Raw genomic sequence first — 19,396 nt, forward strand, 5'->3', positions numbered from 1 at the left:
CTATGCGGCGGCTGTGAATCCCGACGACAGGTCGTAGACGGTGATGCCGTCGACCTCGCGGGACGTGAAATTCGCGCTCACCCAACGCTGAATCTGCTGAGCGGCATCACTGCCCGACCGATTGCCGAACATGAATCCGGGCATGTCAGCGCGGATGAACCAGTGGATGCGCCGCTGGGCTACGTATGCCTGGAACTGCTCGAGGGTGGGAGCGGGATCGGTGCCGTTGAAGCCGCCGACGGCCATCACCGGCAAGCCGGTCGCGAGCTGGTATCCGGCGGCGTTGCTCGAGCCGACCACCGCGGCCGCCCAGGTGAACTGGTCGGCATCCTGGCGCAACGACTCCGCCAGTGCCGCGCCCGGTCGAGGCGCGTCGAACATTCCTCCGGGCGGTCCGCCCCGCCCGCTCGACGGTCCCACGGACGGGATCGCACCGCTGTGCGGCGCGGCGGCGGTGGCCAGCGAGAACGCGACCGGCCCGGCAAGTGCGGCGACCACGGCTACCATTCCCACTGCCACGCCGACCCGGCGCGGCAGGCGAACCACAACCAGCAACAGCAGGGCACAGCCGATGGCGGCGACCACGACGACGACGCGGAGCCACGACAACCACTGCGAATCACGCTGCAGCAGAAGGTAAGCCAGCACACCGGTGATGACAACCATTCCGGACAGGGTGGTGGCGGCGCGAATATCGGTGCGATGCCGCCACAGCAGTGCCGTGCCGATCGCCAGACCACCGGCGATCGCCGGAGCCAGCGCCACGGTGTAGTACGGGTGCAGGATGCCGTTGGCGAAGCTGAACACCACCGCGGTGACCACCAGCCAGCCACTCCATAACAGCAGCGCAGCCCGGGTGATGTCGGTGCGGGGTGCGCGACGGAGAATCACCAGCCCGGCGACGATCGCGATCGCCGCGGCGGGCAGTAGCCAGGCGATGTGGGTGCCCATTTCGGCGCCGAACAGCCGCGCCCAACCGACATCGGAGTTCATGTTGCCGAGGCCGCCGGTTTCCTCACCGGTGATGCGTCCAAGGCCGTTGTAGCCCAGCGCCAGCTCGAGGATCGAATTGTGCTGCGAACCACCGATATACGGCCGCATCGTCGCAGGCCAGACGGCGACCAGCAGTAGATACCAGCCAGCGGACACCAGCAGGGCGACCACCGCGGCCGTCAAGCGCACGAGCCGCGCCCGCAGCGGCGCAGCGGCGGCGAACAGGAAGACCGCGCCGAGCGCAGGCAACACCAAAAAGGCCTGCATCATCTTGGCCAGGAACCCGACGCCGACCGCCACACCCGCCAGCGGCATCCACCACCAGGCGGCGTCGTCGTCCAGCGCGCGCAGCGTCGTATAGGCGGCCACCACCAACGAAAGGACCAGCAGCGCATCGGGATTGTTGAACCGGAACATCAGCGCCGCGGCCGGCGTGAGGGCCAACACCGCGCCTGCGAAGAGTCCGGCCCATGGTCCGCTGATTCGGCGAACGGCGGCGTACAGCACCGCGACGGCGATCACGCCGAACACCGCCTGCGGCACCAGGATGCTCCAGGGGTTGACCCCGAACACGCGCGCCGACAGGCCGGTCACCCACAGTGCGGCGGGGGTCTTGTCGACGGTGATCGCGTTGCCCGCGTCGCTGGACCCGAACAGCCAGGCCGTCCAGTTCTGCGCGCCGGCCTGCGCAGCCGCCGAGTAGAACGGATTCGCCCAGCCGCTGGCGCCCAGGTTCCACATGTAGAGCACGGCGGTGACGGCCAGTAGCACCGCGAGAGCGCCATAGTGCTTGCTACGGATCATGATTGAGCCGATCGGGGCAACCGCACCGTGAATTCGGTCAGGCCCGGCACGCTCGCCAACTCGATGACGCCGCCGTGAGCCCGTACGACGGCCGACGCGATCGCCAGGCCAAGGCCGGTGGACCCACCCTTGCGGGATCGCGAGGTGTCGCCACGCGCGAACCGCTCGAACACCTCGGACTGCAACTCCGCCGGGATGCCCGGCCCGTCGTCGACCACCCGCAGCACCGCGGCGTCGGGCTCCGCGTGCAGCGACAACGTGACCGTGGTCCCGGGGGGCGTGTGAGTGCGGGCATTGGCCAGCAGGTTGGCCACCACCTGGTGCAGTCGGGCGTCGTCGCCGATGACATACAGCGGATCCGACGGCACGTCGAGATCCCAGTCGTGGTCGGGTCCGGCGATGTGCGCATCGCTGGCGACATCGGCCGACAGCCGGGACAGGTCGACCGGCTCGCGTTCCAACGGGCGGCCGGAATCCAAACGGGCCAGCAGCAGCAGATCCTCCACCAGATGGGTCATACGTTCGGCCTCGGACTCCACCCGGCCCATCGCGTGCGCCACGTCGTCGGGTACCTGATCCCGTTTACGTTGTGCCAGTTCGGTATAGCCACGGATGGCGGCCAGGGGGGTGCGTAGCTCGTGGCTGGCGTCGGCGACGAACTGGCGCACCCGGCTCTCGCTGGCCTGCCGCGTCGACAGCGCGGTCGAGATGTGGTCCAGCATCCGATTCAGCGCCAGCCCCAGCCGGCCCACCTCGGTGTAGGGATTCGCGTCGGTGTCCGAGACCCGCACGGGCAGTTGCACCTCGCCACGGTCCAACGGCAGGTTCGCCACTTCGCCCGCGGTGGCCACGACCCGGGTGAGCGGGGCCAGCGCACGACGGTTGATCACGATGCCGACGGTCGTGGCCACCGCCAGCGCCGCGGCGGTCACCACCGCGAAAGTCAGTGCGACCCGCAACAGCGTGGCGTTGAGATTGCCCAGGCTCAGCCCGATCACCAGCGTCTCACCGGTCAGCCTGCTGCGAACCGACATCACCCGATAGTCGCCGAGGCCGTCGAGGTTGCGCGTGATCGGGCGCCGCTGCCCGGCGTTCTGGGTGAGTTCGGCTGTCGCGCCTGAAGGTACCTGCGCGCGCACGCCGCCCGGCCCGAGCAGTCCGGCGTCGCTGGCGGTGCCGTCGGTGATCACGGCCGCAACCATGCCGACCGGCTGTCCGGGAGCGTCCAGGAATTGCGGGCCCGGCCCCGGCCGCGGCCAGGGTGGGCGGTTCTCGCGCAATGCCGGCGGCAGCGGTGGGGGTAGTGGTTCGCCATAGATGATGGCCGAACGGTGGGCCGTCTCGCGGAGCTGATTGTCGACCTCACCGATCAGATACTGGTGCAACGCAAGGATCGTCACCGCGCCGATACCGAGGCAGACGACCAGCAGCAGACACAGCTGACCGATCAGCAGCCGTGCACTGAGCGACCGGGTGTTAGCTCGCAGGTTTGAGAACATAGCCCGCGCCGCGCAACGTGTGGATCATCGGGTCGCGGCCGCTGTCGATCTTCTTGCGCAGGTATGAGATGTACAGCTCGACGATGTTGGACCGACCGCCGAAGTCGTAGCTCCAAACCCGGTCCAGGATCTGGGCTTTCGACAACACCCGCTTGGGGTTGCGCATGAGGAAGCGAAGCAGTTCGAACTCGGTGGACGTCAGCGAGACCGGTTCACCGGCTCGGGTCACCTCGTGGCTGTCCTCGTCGAGCACCAGATCGCCGACGACGATCTGCGCGCCGCTGTCCTCGGTGGTCACACCGGTACGGCGCAGCAGGGCCCGCAGCCGCAGCACCACCTCTTCGATGGAGAACGGCTTGGTGACGTAGTCGTCGCCGCCCGCGGTCAGCCCGGCGATGCGATCTTCCAACGCGTCTTTCGCGGTCAGCAGCAGCACCGGCAGCTGGGGGTTCTGCTCGCGCAGCTTGCGCAGCACGTCCAGGCCGCTCATGTCGGGCAGCATGATGTCGAGCACCACCGCGTCCGGCCGCGCGCTGCGGGCCGCGGTGATCGCCGACGCGCCGTCGGCGGCGGTGGCGATGGTCCAGCCCTCGTAGCGCAGCGCCATCGACACCATCTCGGCCAGTACGGTCTCGTCGTCCACCACCAGCACCGTGATCGGGTTTCCGTCGGCTCGGCGCATCACAACACGTTCCGCCGCTGAAGAGGTCATGTCCTCCAGTATGGGAGCGGCGATGAGTGGTTCCTATGGCGTTCCTATGCCTCCGCTGTGAACAATGATCCACAGAACGCGCTGAAGGTGCGCACAGCAGACGCACAGCTTCGCTGCCCACGGTGGGGTCATGAGCGTCGAACAGCAGCCCATGTGGGGTGCACCCGCCGAGCACCCCAAGACCTGGTCGAACCGCACGACAGCGGCTGCCATCGGGATCGCCGCCGCACTTGCCGTGGTCGGCGGCGTGGTGGTCTACGCCGCCGCGGGCAGCGCAGGCGGGCACGGGGGCGGTCCGCCCGGTTGGGGTCCCGGCGGTCCCGGCGGATCCCAGCGATCGCTGCACGGCGAGAGCGTCGTCTCGGATGGCAAAGGCGGATTCAGCACGGAACTGACTCAGACCGGTGCCGTCACCGCAGCGTCCGACACCTCGGTAACCGTCCGCAGCCAGGACGGCTTCAACCAGACTTACGTTCTCAACACCGACACCCGTAAGCCGCCGCAACCGCTGCAGACGGGAACGCAGGTGTCGGTTCGCGCGACCGAACTGGACGGCGCGGCTACAGCGACGATGGTGATGCCCGCCAGATAATTTGGCGGTGAACTTTTTCGAGGTCATCGAGACGGTGGGCAAGGCGATCGACGCGACGGGAGTCGCGGTGATCGCGATCGGCGCGTTGCTCTCGGCCACCGGTGTGCTTCGCCGGCTGCGGACCGGGGATGCCTACAAAGCGTTCCGCCAGCAGCTTGGTCGATCGATCCTGCTGGGTCTGGAGCTTCTGGTCGCCGCGGACATCATCCGGACCGTCGCGGTGACTCCGGACGCACGCAGTGTGGCGGTGCTGGCCGGCATCGTGCTGATCAGGACGTTCCTGAGTTTTTCGCTGGAGTTGGAGATCACCGGCTACTGGCCGTGGCAGAAGAACCGACAGCCGGCCGCGCCTGAACCCGCCGGCCAGTCGGCCACGACGTGACGTCACGAGGTCGCGATGACGCGGGTAATCATGCGGGTATGGACGACAAGCGACGGGCCCGGCGCCGGCGAATATTCGACGCGATCCGCAAGGTTCCCCCGGAGCCGCTCGGTCCACCGGACTCACACGACCAGGTCGAGGTGGCGGCGATGCTGCGGGAGATCGGCATCGCGCTACTCGAAGTAGAGCAGCCGACTCAGCTGGTGTATGCCCGCCTACTGGAAATCGCAGCGCAGTACACCACCGCGCCGGTACACATCGTCGTGCTCCCCACCGTGCTGATGATCCAAGTGGGGACCGTCGCCTACGAAGTGGACACCTCCACGACCTACTCGGTCCAGCTGAACATGGCCGGCCGCATCGACGACATCGCCAGTCTGGCGGCCGTCGGTGCGATCACACCCGCCGACGCGGTCGAGTCGACGAAGCAGGCGCGCACCCTGCGTCCCCGATTCGGCCCGATCGCCACGACCCTCGGATATGCCGTCACCACAGTCGGTTTCGGCATGGTCATCAATCCCACCTGGGCCTCGCTGCCGGGTTATGTATTTCTTGGACTGGTGGTCGGCGCGATCGCCCTACTCGGGCGCCCGTTCCCGTCGCTCAACCCGGTTCTGCCCACGCTGGCCGCGATGATCGTGACGATGCTGGCGACGTGGTTCGTGGCCGATACCGCGAATGACGGTCTGCTGCGGGTGATCGCGCCGGCCCTGGTGGCGATGTTGCCCGGAATGTCGCTGACGATCGGCGCGATGGAGTTGGCCAGTAACCAGCTGATCGGCGGGACCAGTCGACTGGTCTACGGAATCGCCCAGCTGGCGCTGCTGGTGTTCGGCGTCGCGTTGGGTGTGCATGTCGCCGGCGAGGTGCTCCCGCAGACACCGTCGACGCAGATGGGTCCGTGGGCGCTGTATGTGGCGATCATCGTGGTGGGGGTCGGGTTGTACGTCTATCTGTCCGCGCCGAAGGGCTCGCTGATCTGGTTGATGGCCGCGATCGCAGTCGCGCTGGTCGGTCAGGCGATCGCCGGAAAGTTCGTGGCGGCAGCCTATTCCGGCTTCATCGGCGCCTTCCTGACGGTCCCGTTCGCGATGCTCGCATCGCGAATCAAGACCTCACCCCCGGCAATCGTGATGATGCTCGCGGCATTCTGGGCGCTGGTTCCCGGCGCGTTGAGCTTCGAGTCGGTGAGTCAGGCCGCCACCGGCGGCAACATCGGCGTGGCGAGCCTCGGTGTGACCGGAGCGGCGATCCTGTCGATAGCGCTGGGCACGGTGATCGGCTGGAGCGTGTTCCGCACCATCGACAGCCGGTTGCCTTGGCCGAAGGGATTGGCTCAACCAACCGTACGGTAGGTTCACCTGGGTGGATGAGCTGAGCGCAGTCAGCGCATGGATGTCGGAGCAGGGCCTGGGTGACGGCCCGCTCGAAAACGTCTCCGAAATCACCGGCGGCACCCAGAACGTCATGCTCCGTTTCACCCGCTCGGGTCGTGAGTACGTGTTCCGCCGGGGACCCCGTCACCTGCGCCCGGTGAGCAACAAGGTGATCCTGCGCGAGACCCGGGTGCTGCACGCGTTGGCCGGTACCGATGTCCCCCACCCGCGTCTGATCGCGGTGTGCGACGACACCGCCGTGCTCGGCGACGCCGTGTTCTATCTGATGGAGCCCGTCGACGGGTTCAACGCCGGCTCGATGTTGCCGCCGCTGCACGCCGGTGACGCCGGCATCCGGCACGGGATGGGACTGTCGATGGCGGAGGCGGCCGCCAAGCTCGGCGCCGTCGACCACGTCGCGGTGGGTCTGGCCGACTTCGGCAAGCCGGAGGGGTTCCTGGAACGTCAAGTGCCGCGCTGGCTTTCCGAGCTCGAGTCCTACAGCGGGTTCGACAACTATCCGGGACCCGACATCGGCGACGTCGATGCCGTCGCCACCTGGCTGCAGCAGAAGCAGCCGAGCGACTGGCAGCCGGGCATCATGCACGGCGACTACCACGCGGCCAATGTGATGTTCTCGCCTACCGGCCCCGAGGTGGTGGCCATCGTCGACTGGGAGATGTGCACCATCGGCGACCCGCTGCTGGACCTGGCCTGGATGCTGGCCACCTGGTATGCGCCCGGCCGTGATTCCGTGCTGGGCAACGCCCTCATGGGCGCCGGCGGCCTGGCCACCCCCGACGAACTGATCGAACGGTACGCGCAGAACACCACCCGCGACCTGTCCAACATCGACTGGTACACGGTACTGGCCTGTTTCAAGCTCGGCATCATCCTCGAGGGATCCAATGCCCGTGCCGCTGCGGGGCTGGCGCCCAAGGAAGTTGGCGACCATCTACACATCGCGACAGTGCGCTTGTTCGAGCGCGCTCTGGCACTCATGGAGGGACAACGATGATCGATTTCGAGATTCCCGACGATCTGGCCGCGCTGCGAGATGAGATCCGCGCGTTCGTCGTCGAGAAAATCGTTCCCTACGAACGAGATCCACGCGTCACCCGGCACGGACCAAACGAGGACCTGCGCACCGAGCTCGTCGGGCTGGCCCGCGACGCGGGCCTGCTGACATTCCAGGCTCCGCACCGCTTCGGCGGGCGTGAACCGTCGCATCGCGAGCAGGCCGTGCTGTTCGAGGCGGCCGGCTGGTCGACGCTGGGTCCGGTCGCGCTGAACTGTGCGGCACCCGACGAGGGCAACATGTACCTGTTGTCCAAGATCGCCACCGAGGAGCAGGCCGACAAGTTCCTGGTTCCGGTGATCGACGGCCGCCAGCGCTCGGTGTTCGCGATGACCGAACCAGGAGGCGCCGGATCCGACCCGAATCAGCTTGCCACCGCAGCCGTTTTCGACGGCACCGACTACGTGATCAACGGACGCAAGTGGCTGATCACCGGAGCCAACAAAGCGCGGACGTGGATCATCATGGCGCGAGTGGCACCGAATGCGCACGGTCCCGACGGCCCGACACTATTCCTGTGCGACGGCCAGACCCCGGGTATCGAGCTCGAGCGCGTGATGGACACGATGGACCGCAATTACGTCGAGGGACACGGCGTTGTGCGGTTCGACGACTTACGACTGCCCGCCGCCACGGTCCTGGGCGAGGTGGGCCAAGCGCTGCGCTACGCCCAATTGCGACTGGCGCCAGCGCGTTTGACGCACTGTATGCGTTGGCTCGGCGCGGCATCGCGGGCACAGTCGATCGCGATCGACCATGCCCGCACCCGAACAGGTTTCGGCAAGCCGCTCGGCGAACACCAAGGTGTCAGCTTCATGCTCGCCGACAACGAGATCGCCCTGCAGCAATGCCGGCTGGCGATCTGGTGGGCCTGCTGGACGCTGGACGGCGGCGCCAAGGGCCGCCACGAAAGCTCGATGGTCAAGGCCTACGTGTCCGAGGAGCTGTTCAAGGTGGCCGACCGCTGCGTACAGATCCTTGGCGGTATGGGCATCTCCGACGAAACCCCGGTCGGTGCAATCTTTTCCGACATGCGAGCGTTCCGGCTCTATGACGGCCCGACAGAGGTCCACAAGTACGCGATCGCCCGCCAGGTGCTGAGGAACCCGTCATGAGCATCCTTGATTCGTTCCGGCTCGACGACAAGGTCGTCATCGTCACGGGCGCGTCGTCCGGTTTGGGCGTGTCGTTCGCGCAGGCCTTCGCCGAGGCCGGCGCTCACCTGGTGCTCGGGGCTCGACGAGTCGAACAAATGGCGGGCACCGCGGCCCTCGTCGAAGAAGCCGGCCGCAAGGTGTACACCCGCAAAACCGATGTCGTCGACCCCGATCAGTGCGACCAACTCGTCGAGTCGGCGATGAAGGTGTTCGGTCGAGTGGACGTGTTGGTCAACAACGCCGGAGTGGGCACCGCGGTGCCGGCCACCCGCGAGACGCCCGAACAGTTCCGCAAGGTCGTCGACGTCAACCTCAACGGGTCGTACTGGATGGCACAGGCGTGCGGCCGGGTCATGCAACCCGGAAGCTCAATCATCAATATTTCCAGCATTCTTGGCATCACCACCGGCGGTCTGCCGCAGGCCGCGTACAGCGCGTCGAAGGCAGCCGTGATCGGCCTGACCCGGGATCTGGCCCAACAATGGGGGCCGCGCAAGGGTATTCGTGTCAACGCCTTGGCCCCTGGCTTTTTCCAGAGCGAGATGACCGACGAATACCAGCCCGGCTACCTGGAGACACAGCTACCACGGGTGATGTTGGGCAGGATGGGTGATCCCGTCGAATTGGCCGCTACCGCAGTATGGCTCGCGTCGCAGGCCGGCGGATACGTGACCGGACAGACAATTATCGTCGACGGCGGCTTGACCATCACGTAGTGATAACGATCACGCGTCGATTAGTGCCCTCTCAGGGCTCTCACACGATTGCGACATCCGCTACTAAGAACAGTCTGGCACCCTCCAATCATGTGGACGAACCTGTACGTGATGTCGGCGGTGATCATTGCTGCCGCCACCTGGCTGGTCAGTCCGCGCTTTCAGTCATCTGACCCGCCGAGCGAAGTTTCTCGGGGTTTCTGGTCCGTGGTAGCCGGCGTGCTGTGGCCCGTCGTCGTTGTCGGCGCCTTGCAGTTGGCGGCCTTCCGCTACGTTGTGCAGCGGTTGCGTTCCGAACCGGTCGAGGCTGCGGAGTTACCCCCGCCAGCCGAACTGCAGGACGCCTGCTCGCACTCCTGATCCCGGTGCGGGCTGGACACCCGCAGAATTTGCGTCGTATACGCGACACCTCCTGACGAAATCGGCGATTATTGACGCCTATCGAAGAGGAGGTCTTCCGTGACGGTGCACGAAAGACTGGTGTCGGCGGGCCTTGTGGCCGTCACGTCGGCCGCGATCATGCTCTCGGCGGCCGCGACGGCCTCGGCCGACGACGCGGGCAGCGGCCTGCTGTGGCCGGATCCGACCGAGCCGTACTACTGGGACGACAACGAGAACCCCGGTAGCACCGGGCCCGCGCCGCTACCGACCGACGACTTGTATTGGAAGGAAGGCCAGGACGCCGGCGGCACGGGCAATGCAGCGCAGCCGAGCGGCCCCGAGTACACCGACGAGGGGCAGAACGCCGGGGCCGTCTAGCCCACGCCGGTTACGACGACCAGACCAGCATCGAGTTGTTGCGGGAGAGTTCTTTTCGTGCGCGACGCTCGACGAGAAGTGGAACGAACTCCCGGATCGTGCTGTCGTGGAAGTGATCGTGGGCGCTGGCAACCGTTTGGGCTACATCGTCACGGGGGACGTCCGAATAGGTGGCCGCCAGGCGGTCGACGACCTGCTCGATCAACATAACTTCACTTACGTTTCCCACTTTATTAACTCTGAGCCATCGGATCGTCGCCGTCAATTTGACGTCGATCACGGTGCCGGGTCACCGAGGTAGTGCGCCACTACCGGCCGCAGCCACTCTGCGAGAAGCGCGTCGTCCATTGCCACGAGGGGCGGTAGCCCGAGGACGTAGCGCCCGACCGCCAGACCCAGCATCTGCGAGCCGACCAACGCCGCCCGCTCCGCCGGCCGATCCGGCACCACGGCTGCCAGCGCGGGACTCACCTGGTCCACGAAAACCCCGAGCAGCGCGTCGGCGGCCACCCGGTTGGTGGCCGCCGAGCGCAGCAGCGGCAGAAACGGGCCGTGCGGTCCCCACACGTCGACGAAAAGCGGAAGCACCAGGTCGACGACGCGCTCGGGCGCGCAACCGGTGAGGTCGGGGAAGGTGATCGCGAGTCGCGACGCGGCGGCGAAGAGCTGGGCCTTGGTCCCGAAGTAATGCATGACCAGCGCCGGATCGACTCCCGCGGCCGACGCGATGGACCGAATGGTGGTCCGCTCGAATCCGCGTTCGCCGAACTGGGAGCGGGCTTCGGCCAGAATCCGCGATCGAGTCACTTCACCGTCGCGCGCCTTCACGGTCATCTCGGCAGTCTATTCAACAACTGTTGACATCGCCAAGCTGCCGACCTAGCGTCGAGTTCAACAACTGTTGAGGAGGCGCCGACATGACCGTCACCGCCATTCAGATCGGTCTTGATCCCGACGTGATCGACTACTCATCTCCCGACTTCACGCAGTTCAGCGGGCTGTCGAAGGACCGGCTTCGCGCCGCCAACGACGAGAACGTCGCCGCGCTGCGCGCCGCCGGCTACCGGCTCGACAACTGCCTGATCGGCTTCGGTGCGGCCGGGGTCCAGAAGGCCCACCAGTGGCTGGAAGCCAAGCGCTATGACGCGGTGCTGATCGGCGCGGGCGTCCGCCTGGTCGCCGGTAACACCCTGCTCTTCGAGTCCATCGTCAACGCAGCACACGTGACCCAGCCCGGCTGCCGGTTCGTCTTCAATCAGGCGGCGACGGCCACCCCCGACGACATCCGCCGCTGGTACCCCGATCCGGAAGGAGCTGTGCAATGACCGACCATGACGTCGACGTACTCGTCGTGGGAGCCGGGCCCGCCGGCTTGACCGCGGCCGCGGATCTGGCCCGGGCCGGCCGCTCGGTGACCGTGTTGGAGCGCTGGCCGACGGTCAATCCGTCGAGCCGCGCGTTCGCGGTGATGGCCCGCACGCTCGAAGTGCTCGATGCACGCGGCCTGGCCGAGGACGTGCTGGCTCAGGGACAGCACGCGCAGCGGATCAGGATCTTCGGTGACGCCCACCTTGATCTGACTCATCTGGACTCGCCCTACCGCTTTGTTCTCATCACTCCGCAGACCAACGTGGATGCCGCACTCGCGGCCTATGCCGAAGCGCAGGGCGCGGACATCCGGCGCGGTATCGAGGTGCTCGATCTGGTGCAGGACGAGACCGGCGTGACCGTCACCGGGCGGGCGCAGGAGGGGGCCGAACCACCGACGCGGTTTCGCGCCAAGTACGTGATCGGGGCAGACGGCGCGCACAGCACAGTGCGCCGGCTGGTCGGCGCGGAGTTCCCCGGGAAGACGCTGTTGTCGTCGGTTGTGCTGGCCGATGTGAAACTGGCGCACGGGCCGGATGACGGGCTGAAGCTGGGCAACACCAGGCAGGTGTTCGGATTCCTGGCACCGTATGGACGCGGTGACGCCGACGGCGCGTGGTATCGCGCGATGTTGTGGGACCGCGACCATCAGGTGCCCGACACCGAGCCGGTGGACGACGCCGAGGTGATCGCGGTCCTGAACCGGGCGTTCGCGGCAGATGTGGGGGTTCGCGAGATCAGCTGGAAGTCCCGATTCCATTGCGACGAAAGGCAAGTCGCCCAGTATCGGCACGGCCGGGTATTCCTGGCCGGCGACGCCGCGCACGTGCACTCCCCCGTGGGCGGCCAGGGAATGAACACCGGCATCCAGGATGCGGCCAACCTCGCATGGAAGCTGGCCGCCGTGCTGGGTGGAGCCGACGACAGACTGTTGGACAGCTATCAGGACGAGCGCCATCCGATCGGACGCCGGGTGGTGTTGCAGTCCGGCGTGATGACGCGTGCGGTGACGCTGTATCCGCGGGTGGCGCGTGCGATACGGAACCTGCTGGCGCCCAGAGTTCTTCGAGTGCCGGCGCTGCGCGACGCCATGGCGGGCAGCTTCGCGGGTACCGGGCTCCGGTATGGCCGCCGAGGGCCGGTGGGCACCCCGCAACACAGATACCGCTGGTCGGGGGCCGGCTGACCGAACTGCAGCGCACACCGTGGTTCGCGTTGATCCGCGAACGCGGGGTGCCTCCCGTCGACGTGGCCGGGGTGCTGCAAGCCGAGCGGACCGACGACGGTCCGGCAGTATTGGTGCGGCCGGACGGCTACATCGCGTGGACCGGTTCTTCCGCCGACACGGGATGGCGGACGGTTCTGAAAGCTTGCGCACCGCCGCAGGCCACAGCAGCGCCCTAAAACCCTCCGGGCCTTTGCGTTTCGGTTGCGGTGATCAGCTGGCCGGGGGTAGGTGGACAGTGGTGTTGCCCCCGTTGCGCTTGGCGTCGAACATTGCGAGGTCCGCCCACTGCACGAGCGAGTCGAGAACTGCAACCGGATCATCTCCGGCAGAAGCGAAGATGTCCGCGGCAACACTGGTGACCCCGACACTCGCTGTGATCGGGTACTCGGCCGGAGCAGCGATTGCGTTCCGGATATCGTCGGCCCCCACGCTTGCCAGCCCGGACTCGACCAGGTCGACGACGACGAACTCCTCGCCGCCGATCCGGGCCACCAGCGCGGTGCCGCCCACCGCTGACACGATCCGGCGAGCGCAGAGGATCAGAACCTCGTCGCCGGCGATATGCCCGAAAGTGTCATTGATCGACTTGAAGCGGTCCAGGTCCACGACGATCACCGCCACGTCGGTGGCCGCGGCGACGACGTCCCGGAACAGATCTGCGAGGTGAAGTTGCAGACCCCGCCGGTTGAGTAGACCGGTCAGGGGATCGGTGATCGATTCGTTCGCGTCGTTGCGCAGCGACCAGATCGCGAGCTGGATCCCCAACGGGGTCCAGGCCACGGGCGCCACGGCGGCGATGGTCTTGACGGTGAAGGCAGCGATATCCAGATGGGTGGCATCACTTACGTGCAGGGCGAAGGCCGTGGTCGCCAGGAGCAGCCATAGCACGTGGGCTGCAAGGTATTTCGGGCCGTCGAAGAACATCAGATATACCGAGATCATCGCGAAGGCATTGAAGGCGAACAAGCCGAGCAACCAACTTGCATCCAGCACGGCCACAGCGGCTATCCCGATGTCTGCGGAAATGACGAAAGCGAGCGATACCCGCCGAGACGGCCATGGCCGATAACACCAATTCCAACCCCAAAAAAGCTGCAGCACAGCGAACATGGCCACGACAATCTGCGATGCTGGGGTGCGGGCTGAGGGAAACAGGACGAACAGGGACAGCAGTCCGTTGGTCCCCGTGCCGATACCGATGAGCACTTGGATCGGACCGGACTTCGCGCGTTTGGTGAAGTACTGCACCTGCGCGGCATAATCGACCGGTTCGTTCCACCACTCCCGAAGGTGGTTTCCGAACCCGGCAAAGTCGTCAAAGGTTGCCTGCAAAGACGAGCCCCTGTCCAGCTGTCAAGTCAGACGGCGTCAAGTTATTTGAACCGACAATAACCGCTGCGGGTTAGCCAGGGGAGCCAACTGTGACAAATTTGCCACAACCGCTCGGACGTCGGGCGGGCGTACGCAGTTGCTGGACGGAATGTTGGGCCGCCGACCCCGCACATGAAAAGTGCGCCCGAAGGGATTCGAACCCCTAACCTTCTGATCCGTAGTCAGATGCTCTATCCGTTGAGCTACGGGCGCCGTCTGTCTTCAGTTGTCGTGGCTGACGAATCAGCCGCGGCGGAGGCGAGAGGATTTGAACCTCCGGTCCCCTTTAAGGGGGACAACTCATTAGCAGTGAGTCCCATTCGGCCGCTCTGGCACGCCTCCTGAATTACCTGAGCGTACCGGAGCCTGACTGATGCCCCGAACCGCCGATGGATGAGAGTACACAGCCCACTTAGACTTGGACAAATGACCGCCCGCCTGCGCCCCGAACTGGCCGACCTACCGGCCTACACCCCGGGTAGGACGGTTCCGGGTGCCATCAAGCTGGCCAGCAACGAGACGGTGCACGGGCCGCTGCCCAGCGTTCGCTCGGCGATCGCCGCATCCGCCGAGACCATCAACCGCTACCCCGACAACGGCTATGTGGAGCTCAAGGAGCACCTGGCCAAGCATTTGAGCAAGGAAGGCCCGTTCGCACCTGAGAACATCGCCGTCGGCTGCGGGTCGGTGAGCCTGTGCCAGCAGCTCATCCAGATCACCTCCTCGGTCGGTGACGAAGTGGTCTTCGGCTGGCGCAGCTTCGAGATCTACCCCCTGCAGGTTCGCGTGGCCGGCGCCACCGCGGTCCAGGTACCGCTGCGCGATTACACGTTCGACCTCGACGCCATGCTCGCCGCGATCACCGACCGCACCCGCCTGATCTTCGTCTGCAACCCGAACAACCCGACCTCCACCGTCGTGGACCCCGACGCGCTCGCCGGGTTCGTCGCCGCCGTGCCGCCGGACATTCTCATCGTCATCGACGAGGCCTACGTCGAATACATCCGCGACGGGATGCTGCCCGACAGCCTCGGGCTGGTCCGAAACCATCCCAATGTCGTTGTGCTGCGTACTTTTTCGAAAGCGTACGGGCTGGCCGGGCTGCGGATCGGTTACGCCGTCGGCGATCCCGACATCATCACTGCGCTGGGCAAGGTCTACGTGCCCTTCACCGCGACCACCGTCTCGCAGGCTGCAGCGATCGCGTCGGTGAATGCCGCTGACGAATTGCTCGCCAGGACCGACGCTGTGGTCGCCGAACGCCGCCGAGTCTGCGCCGCGCTCACCGAGCTCGGCTACAGCTTCCCGCCGTCGCAGGCGAACTTCGTGTGGCTGCCGCTGACGCCGCAGGAGACGCCCGACTTCGTCGAGCAGGCCGCCGACAGTCGCGTTCTGGTGCGCCCCTACGGCACCGACGGCGTCCGGGTGACGATCGGCGCACCCGCAGAGAACGACGCGTTCTTGGCTTTCGCGCGCAAGTGGATCGCTACCCGCTGACGGGCGCGCGGCCGGTGAAGGCAACCAGCCGGTCCAGTGCAGAGGCGTGCTGGGCGACCTCGACGGGGTCGTCGAAACCGGCCCGGACACGGCCCTCCGGGGTGATGATCCGGTGCGCCAGGCCCGACACGTACTCGGTCAACGAATCCGGGGCGTGGATCGGGCGACCGATCGCCGATGCGTAATCCCACGCGTGGATGAGGAATTCAACGGAGAGGATGCCGGCCATGAACCGCGCGGGCGCCTCGCTCTCACCGAACGGAACGGTGCCGTCGAGCCCGCGGCGCCGCCAGGCGTCGAGCGCGGGCCGGGCCGCGGCGATCACCTGGCGCTCGATGGAGTCGCCGGGGTTGCGATCCGGGAACTGCGCGCCGGCCGCACCCCCCAACAGGGTGATCGAATTCAGCAGGTGATCGGTGAGCCCGGCCACGTCGAACTCGCGGCACGGCGTCTGCTTATTCACATCATCGGAAGCAATACCGTGCATCACTTGTTGGAGAACCTGGAGCGACGCTTCAGCGCTGGCCAGTTCGTCGGTCGGTGGAGCTTCCGGTCCTGAGGTCAGTTCGTCAGCCATGCCCCAACCGTATGACCAGCGACCGACAGAATAGTGTTCGGTGGGGTGCCACGAGAAGGGACGCGCAGCATGGGCAAGATCTATGACAACGTCACCGAGCTGGTCGGCCACACGCCGCTGGTCCGACTCAACCGCTTGACCGAGGGCCTGGACGCCGACGTCGCGGTCAAGCTCGAGTTCTACAACCCGGCCAACAGCGTCAAGGACCGTATCGGAGTGGCGATCATCGACGCGGCGGAGGCCTCCGGCGAGCTGAAGCCCGGCGGCACGATCGTCGAGGCCACCAGCGGCAACACCGGCATCGCGCTGGCGATGGTCGGGGCGGCCCGCGGCTACAAGGTGATCCTCACCATGCCGGAGACGATGTCGACCGAACGCCGGGTGATGCTGCGCGCCTACGGCGCCGAGATCGTGCTCACCCCCGGCTCCGAAGGCATGGCCGGTGCGGTGGAGAAGTCCCGCCAGATCATCGCCGAAACCGACAACGCCGTCTCGGCGAACCAGTTCGGGAACCCGGCCAACCCGGCCATCCACGAGAAGACCACCGCGGAAGAAGTCTGGAACGACACCGACGGCAAGGTCGACATCTTCGTCGCAGGCATCGGCACCGGCGGGACCGTCACCGGGGTGGGACACGTCCTCAAGGCGCGCAAGCCCGGCGTCCAGATCGTCGGAGTCGAACCCAAGGACTCGCCGCTGCTGACCGAGGGCAAGGCAGGACCGCACAAGATCCAGGGCATGGGAGCCAACTTCGTTCCCGACGTGCTCGATCGCGGCTCCTACGACGAGATCGTCGACGTCGAGCTCGACGACGCCATCAGGGTGGCCCGGGACCTGGGAACCGCGGAAGGCATTCTGGGCGGCATCTCGTCCGGTGCGATCGTGTGGGCCGCCCTGGAAATCGCCAAGCGTCCGGAGAATGCCGGCAAGCTCATCGTGGCCATCGTGTGCGACTACGGCGAGCGCTATATCTCCACACCACTTTTCGAGCACATCAGGGACTGACTTCATGGGCCTGCTGTCCACACTGCGTGAGGACCTGAGCAACGCGCGCAGCCACGATCCGGCCGCGCGCGGCGATGTCGAAAACGCGTTGGTCTACTCCGGCCTGCACGCCGTCTGGTCTTATCGGCTGGCACACCGGCTGTGGGCCAGGCCTGCACTGCGTGGTCCGGCCAGGGTGCTGTCGCAGCTGACCCGGTTCGCCACCGGTATCGAAATCCATCCCGGTGCCACCATCGGCCGCCGGTTCTTCATCGACCACGGAATGGGTGTCGTGATCGGCGAGACCGCCGAGATCGGCAACGACGTGATGCTCTATCACGGCGTGACGCTCGGCGGCCGCTCCCTGGAGCACGGCAAACGTCACCCCACCCTCGGGGACCGAGTTGTCGTAGGTGCGGGAGCAAAAATATTGGGCCCGTTGGTTATTGGTGACGACAGTGCCGTCGGCGCGAACGCCGTGGTCACCCACGACGTGCCAGCGGACTCCATCGCCACCGGCATTCCCGCCGTGGTGCGGCCGCGCAACGAACGGCAGCGCCAACAGCTGGTGGATCCGACGTTCTACGTCGACCCCGCGATGTACATCTGAGCGGCATCGGATCCCCTGAGTCGACACGTCGGATCATGCCCATCTCGGGATATACGGCCTGATCGGCCAGGGCAGTGGCACAACGGCTTTCACCTCCTTCGCGATCATGACGGCGATCGGCCACTTCCCCATCGACCTGTGCGCGACCTTCTCGGACTTCAGCTGATCGGCCAGGCGGCGACCGTGCCGGCGCTCGACGCCGGCAAGGCCGTCGAGAAGGCCCAGACCGACCCGTCGACTTGCCGCAATGCAACTGAGTGGTACCTCGGTACGGTCGCTTCGCCGGATGTCCCCGGAACCCGCCTCGGGCGGCCGCCGCGACCGCTGGTGACCCTGGGGTGACGCGCGCGGCGGCAGGCGTCGTAGCCTTCAGAACATGAGCCAGCAGTATGAATCCCTCACCGTCGAGGTCAATGACCACGTTGCCCAGGTCACGCTGATCGGCCCGGGCAAAGGCAACGCGATGGGCCCGGCGTTCTGGACAGAGATGCCGGTGGCCTTCGGCGAGCTCGACGCAGATCCCGACGTGCGGGCGATCGTGCTGACCGGCTCCGGCCGTAATTTCAGCTACGGCCTGGACCTGGTCGCGATGGGCGACACCATCGGCGGCGCGATGTCCGGAGAGGTGTCGGCCCGGCCTCGTGTCGAGTTCCACGGCAAGCTCAAGCGCATGCAGCAGTCGATCACCGCGGTGGCCGACTGCCGCACCCCGACGATCGCCGCCATCCACGGCTGGTGCATCGGCGGCGGCGTCGACCTCATCAGTGCGGTGGACCTCCGCTACGCCAGCGCCGACGCCAAGTTCTCTGTGCGCGAGGTCAAGCTGTCCATCGTCGCCGACGTGGGCAGCCTGGCCCGGTTGCCCTACATCCTGTCCGACGGGCATCTTCGCGAGTTGGCGTTGACAGGCAAGGACATTGACGCCGCACGCGCCGAGAAGATCGGTCTGGTCAACGACGTCTACCCGGACCCCGAGGCCACGCTGGCCGCGGCCCACGAGACCGCCGCCGAAATCGCGGCGAACTCGCCGCTGGTGGTGCACGGCATCAAGGACGTCCTCGATGAGCAACGCACCGCCGACGTGGCGGCCAGTCTGCGCTACGTCGCAGCCTGGAATTCGGCGTTCTTGCCGTCCAGGGACCTCAATGAGGGCATCGCGGCGATGTTCGCCAAGCGAAAGCCGGAGTTCACCGGCGAATAGCGGTTACTTCCCGGCTTTGATGGCCGGTACCGCTTTGGTGACCTCCAGGGCCGTCGGCTCGTCGGTGGGCTGCATCGTCGTGGTCGCACCCATGTTCATGGCGCCAACGGCAGGCGAGGAGTAAGGGGGGAACTTCGTCTCGTCGCCGGAGTCTGCCGTGTGGGTCAGCGACATGGGCGCGGGGTGGGTGAGCCCGAACAGGCCGAGGACCGCGATGGCTCCACCGCCGACGACAGTTCCCAGCAACCTCTTATCCAGAGCCAAGCTTTTCCGAAGCTTTCGAGGGGAGGACATATTGACCGGCACCTTTCACGATGTTTCGGACCGACGCCATCAAGCCGGGCCGCTACACAAGCAGGATCCGGCTACCTTTTGGGCGCCTTACATCATTTGTATGCCCGTCGACCCGTGGAATGCACGCGTCTCAAGCTGATCCACAGAAGTCCTGATCCCCCCACACAGGTGATCAAGGGCGAAATGCCAGGAGTCAGA

Annotated in this window: 24 protein-coding genes and 2 tRNA genes; 16 read left to right on the forward strand and 10 right to left on the reverse strand. The window is 66.3% G+C overall.

What is annotated here, in order from left to right; translation table 11 throughout:
- Genes Y900_RS11565 through Y900_RS11575 form a run of 3 tightly spaced genes read right to left on the reverse strand, consistent with a single transcriptional unit; the run spans position 1 to position 3,978 of the window.
- Positions 1–1,797, reverse strand: coding sequence for an ArnT family glycosyltransferase (locus Y900_RS11565; protein WP_036341955.1), 1,797 nt, complete (start codon positions 1,795–1,797; stop codon positions 1–3).
- On the reverse strand, positions 1,794–3,296 hold the full coding sequence (locus Y900_RS11570) for a sensor histidine kinase (protein WP_036341956.1): 1,503 nt from the start codon (positions 3,294–3,296) through the stop codon (positions 1,794–1,796). Before Y900_RS11570 ends, Y900_RS11565 begins: the two co-directional genes overlap by 4 nt.
- Positions 3,274–3,978, reverse strand: coding sequence for a response regulator transcription factor (locus Y900_RS11575; protein ID WP_036341957.1), 705 nt, complete (start codon positions 3,976–3,978; stop codon positions 3,274–3,276). Before Y900_RS11575 ends, Y900_RS11570 begins: the two co-directional genes overlap by 23 nt.
- A gap of 160 nt (positions 3,979–4,138) precedes the next feature.
- Between Y900_RS11575 and Y900_RS11580 the strand changes: the two genes are divergently transcribed.
- From Y900_RS11580 to Y900_RS11615, 8 genes are all read left to right on the forward strand, one after another.
- A complete protein-coding gene (locus Y900_RS11580; RefSeq protein WP_051660010.1) occupies positions 4,139–4,600 on the forward strand; it encodes a hypothetical protein in 462 nt (153 codons plus the stop codon).
- Positions 4,601–4,607: 7 nt separating this feature from the next.
- Positions 4,608–4,982, forward strand: a complete 375-nt coding sequence (locus tag Y900_RS11585; protein ID WP_036341958.1) for a DUF1622 domain-containing protein — start codon at positions 4,608–4,610, stop codon at positions 4,980–4,982.
- A 38-nt stretch (positions 4,983–5,020) separates the two neighbouring features.
- Entirely contained in the window at positions 5,021–6,337 is a 1,317-nt protein-coding gene (locus Y900_RS11590; RefSeq protein WP_036341959.1) for a threonine/serine exporter family protein, read from the forward strand.
- 40 nt (positions 6,338–6,377) lie between these two features.
- Positions 6,378–7,376, forward strand: a complete 999-nt coding sequence (locus tag Y900_RS11595) for a phosphotransferase family protein (protein ID WP_109751208.1) — start codon at positions 6,378–6,380, stop codon at positions 7,374–7,376.
- Positions 7,373–8,551: an acyl-CoA dehydrogenase family protein gene (locus tag Y900_RS11600; RefSeq protein WP_036341961.1), complete on the forward strand. Its 1,179-nt coding sequence runs from the start codon at positions 7,373–7,375 to the stop codon at positions 8,549–8,551. Before Y900_RS11595 ends, Y900_RS11600 begins: the two co-directional genes overlap by 4 nt.
- Positions 8,548–9,309, forward strand: a complete 762-nt coding sequence (locus tag Y900_RS11605; RefSeq protein ID WP_036341962.1) for an SDR family NAD(P)-dependent oxidoreductase — start codon at positions 8,548–8,550, stop codon at positions 9,307–9,309. The genes Y900_RS11600 and Y900_RS11605 overlap by 4 nt, the downstream gene beginning before the upstream one ends.
- 90 nt (positions 9,310–9,399) lie before the next feature.
- Positions 9,400–9,669 carry a hypothetical protein gene (locus Y900_RS11610; protein ID WP_036341963.1) on the forward strand — a complete coding sequence of 90 codons (270 nt, stop codon included), beginning with the start codon at positions 9,400–9,402 and terminating at the stop codon, positions 9,667–9,669.
- 99 nt (positions 9,670–9,768) lie between these two features.
- On the forward strand, positions 9,769–10,068 hold the full coding sequence (locus Y900_RS11615) for a hypothetical protein (RefSeq protein WP_036341964.1): 300 nt from the start codon (positions 9,769–9,771) through the stop codon (positions 10,066–10,068).
- Between the two features lie 10 nt (positions 10,069–10,078).
- Here Y900_RS11615 and Y900_RS11620 read toward each other — a convergent pair whose 3' ends face one another.
- Positions 10,079–10,276 carry a three-helix bundle dimerization domain-containing protein gene (locus Y900_RS11620; RefSeq protein WP_051660011.1) on the reverse strand — a complete coding sequence of 66 codons (198 nt, stop codon included), beginning with the start codon at positions 10,274–10,276 and terminating at the stop codon, positions 10,079–10,081.
- 68 nt (positions 10,277–10,344) lie between these two features.
- Positions 10,345–10,902 (reverse strand): TetR/AcrR family transcriptional regulator, encoded by a 558-nt coding sequence (locus tag Y900_RS11625; RefSeq protein WP_036341966.1) that lies wholly within the window; start codon positions 10,900–10,902, stop codon positions 10,345–10,347.
- Positions 10,903–10,985: 83 nt separating this feature from the next.
- Here Y900_RS11625 and Y900_RS11630 point away from each other — a divergent pair, with 83 nt between their 5' ends.
- From Y900_RS11630 to Y900_RS33020, 3 genes are read left to right on the forward strand one after another with little or no spacing between them, the layout of a single operon-like run.
- Entirely contained in the window at positions 10,986–11,393 is a 408-nt protein-coding gene (locus tag Y900_RS11630; RefSeq protein ID WP_036341967.1) for a hypothetical protein, read from the forward strand.
- Positions 11,390–12,622, forward strand: a complete 1,233-nt coding sequence (locus Y900_RS11635) for an FAD-dependent oxidoreductase (protein WP_237752542.1) — start codon at positions 11,390–11,392, stop codon at positions 12,620–12,622. Before Y900_RS11630 ends, Y900_RS11635 begins: the two co-directional genes overlap by 4 nt.
- A 29-nt stretch (positions 12,623–12,651) precedes the next feature.
- Positions 12,652–12,840: an aromatic-ring hydroxylase C-terminal domain-containing protein gene (locus Y900_RS33020; protein ID WP_237752543.1), complete on the forward strand. Its 189-nt coding sequence runs from the start codon at positions 12,652–12,654 to the stop codon at positions 12,838–12,840.
- A 34-nt stretch (positions 12,841–12,874) separates the two neighbouring features.
- Here the strand turns inward: Y900_RS33020 and Y900_RS11640 are convergent, their stop codons facing one another.
- The 3 genes from Y900_RS11640 to Y900_RS11650 all read right to left on the reverse strand — a co-directional run bounded on the left by Y900_RS11640 (position 12,875) and on the right by Y900_RS11650 (position 14,377).
- Positions 12,875–13,996, reverse strand: coding sequence for a GGDEF domain-containing protein (locus Y900_RS11640; RefSeq protein WP_036341968.1), 1,122 nt, complete (start codon positions 13,994–13,996; stop codon positions 12,875–12,877).
- Positions 13,997–14,175: 179 nt separating this feature from the next.
- A tRNA-Arg gene (locus Y900_RS11645) sits at positions 14,176–14,248 on the reverse strand.
- 40 nt (positions 14,249–14,288) lie between these two features.
- Positions 14,289–14,377, reverse strand: a tRNA-Ser gene (locus Y900_RS11650).
- 84 nt (positions 14,378–14,461) lie between these two features.
- Between Y900_RS11650 and hisC the strand changes: the two genes are divergently transcribed.
- Positions 14,462–15,532 carry a histidinol-phosphate transaminase gene (gene hisC, locus Y900_RS11655; protein WP_036341969.1) on the forward strand — a complete coding sequence of 357 codons (1,071 nt, stop codon included), beginning with the start codon at positions 14,462–14,464 and terminating at the stop codon, positions 15,530–15,532.
- On the opposite strand, the gene Y900_RS11660 is transcribed toward hisC, so the two are convergent.
- Positions 15,522–16,109 (reverse strand): TIGR03086 family metal-binding protein, encoded by a 588-nt coding sequence (locus tag Y900_RS11660; protein WP_036341970.1) that lies wholly within the window; start codon positions 16,107–16,109, stop codon positions 15,522–15,524. The genes hisC and Y900_RS11660 overlap by 11 nt on opposite strands.
- Positions 16,110–16,178: 69 nt before the next feature.
- Here Y900_RS11660 and cysK point away from each other — a divergent pair, with 69 nt between their 5' ends.
- From cysK to Y900_RS11680, 4 genes are all read left to right on the forward strand, one after another.
- Positions 16,179–17,114 carry a cysteine synthase A gene (gene cysK, locus Y900_RS11665; protein WP_036341971.1) on the forward strand — a complete coding sequence of 312 codons (936 nt, stop codon included), beginning with the start codon at positions 16,179–16,181 and terminating at the stop codon, positions 17,112–17,114.
- 4 nt (positions 17,115–17,118) lie between these two features.
- A complete protein-coding gene (epsC, locus tag Y900_RS11670) occupies positions 17,119–17,703 on the forward strand; it encodes a serine O-acetyltransferase EpsC (RefSeq protein WP_036341972.1) in 585 nt (194 codons plus the stop codon).
- Between the two features lie 138 nt (positions 17,704–17,841).
- Positions 17,842–18,045 (forward strand): hypothetical protein, encoded by a 204-nt coding sequence (locus Y900_RS11675; protein WP_036341973.1) that lies wholly within the window; start codon positions 17,842–17,844, stop codon positions 18,043–18,045.
- 34 nt (positions 18,046–18,079) lie between these two features.
- Positions 18,080–18,904: a crotonase/enoyl-CoA hydratase family protein gene (locus Y900_RS11680; protein ID WP_036341974.1), complete on the forward strand. Its 825-nt coding sequence runs from the start codon at positions 18,080–18,082 to the stop codon at positions 18,902–18,904.
- A 3-nt stretch (positions 18,905–18,907) separates the two neighbouring features.
- On the opposite strand, the gene Y900_RS11685 is transcribed toward Y900_RS11680, so the two are convergent.
- The gene (locus tag Y900_RS11685; protein ID WP_131536152.1) at positions 18,908–19,150 is read right to left on the reverse strand and encodes a hypothetical protein; all 243 of its coding nucleotides are present in this window, start codon (positions 19,148–19,150) and stop codon (positions 18,908–18,910) included.
- Positions 19,151–19,396: the final 246 nt, after the last annotated feature.

It is taken from the genome of Mycolicibacterium aromaticivorans JS19b1 = JCM 16368 (assembly GCF_000559085.1).
GTDB classification, from domain to species: Bacteria; Actinomycetota; Actinomycetes; order Mycobacteriales; family Mycobacteriaceae; genus Mycobacterium; species Mycobacterium aromaticivorans.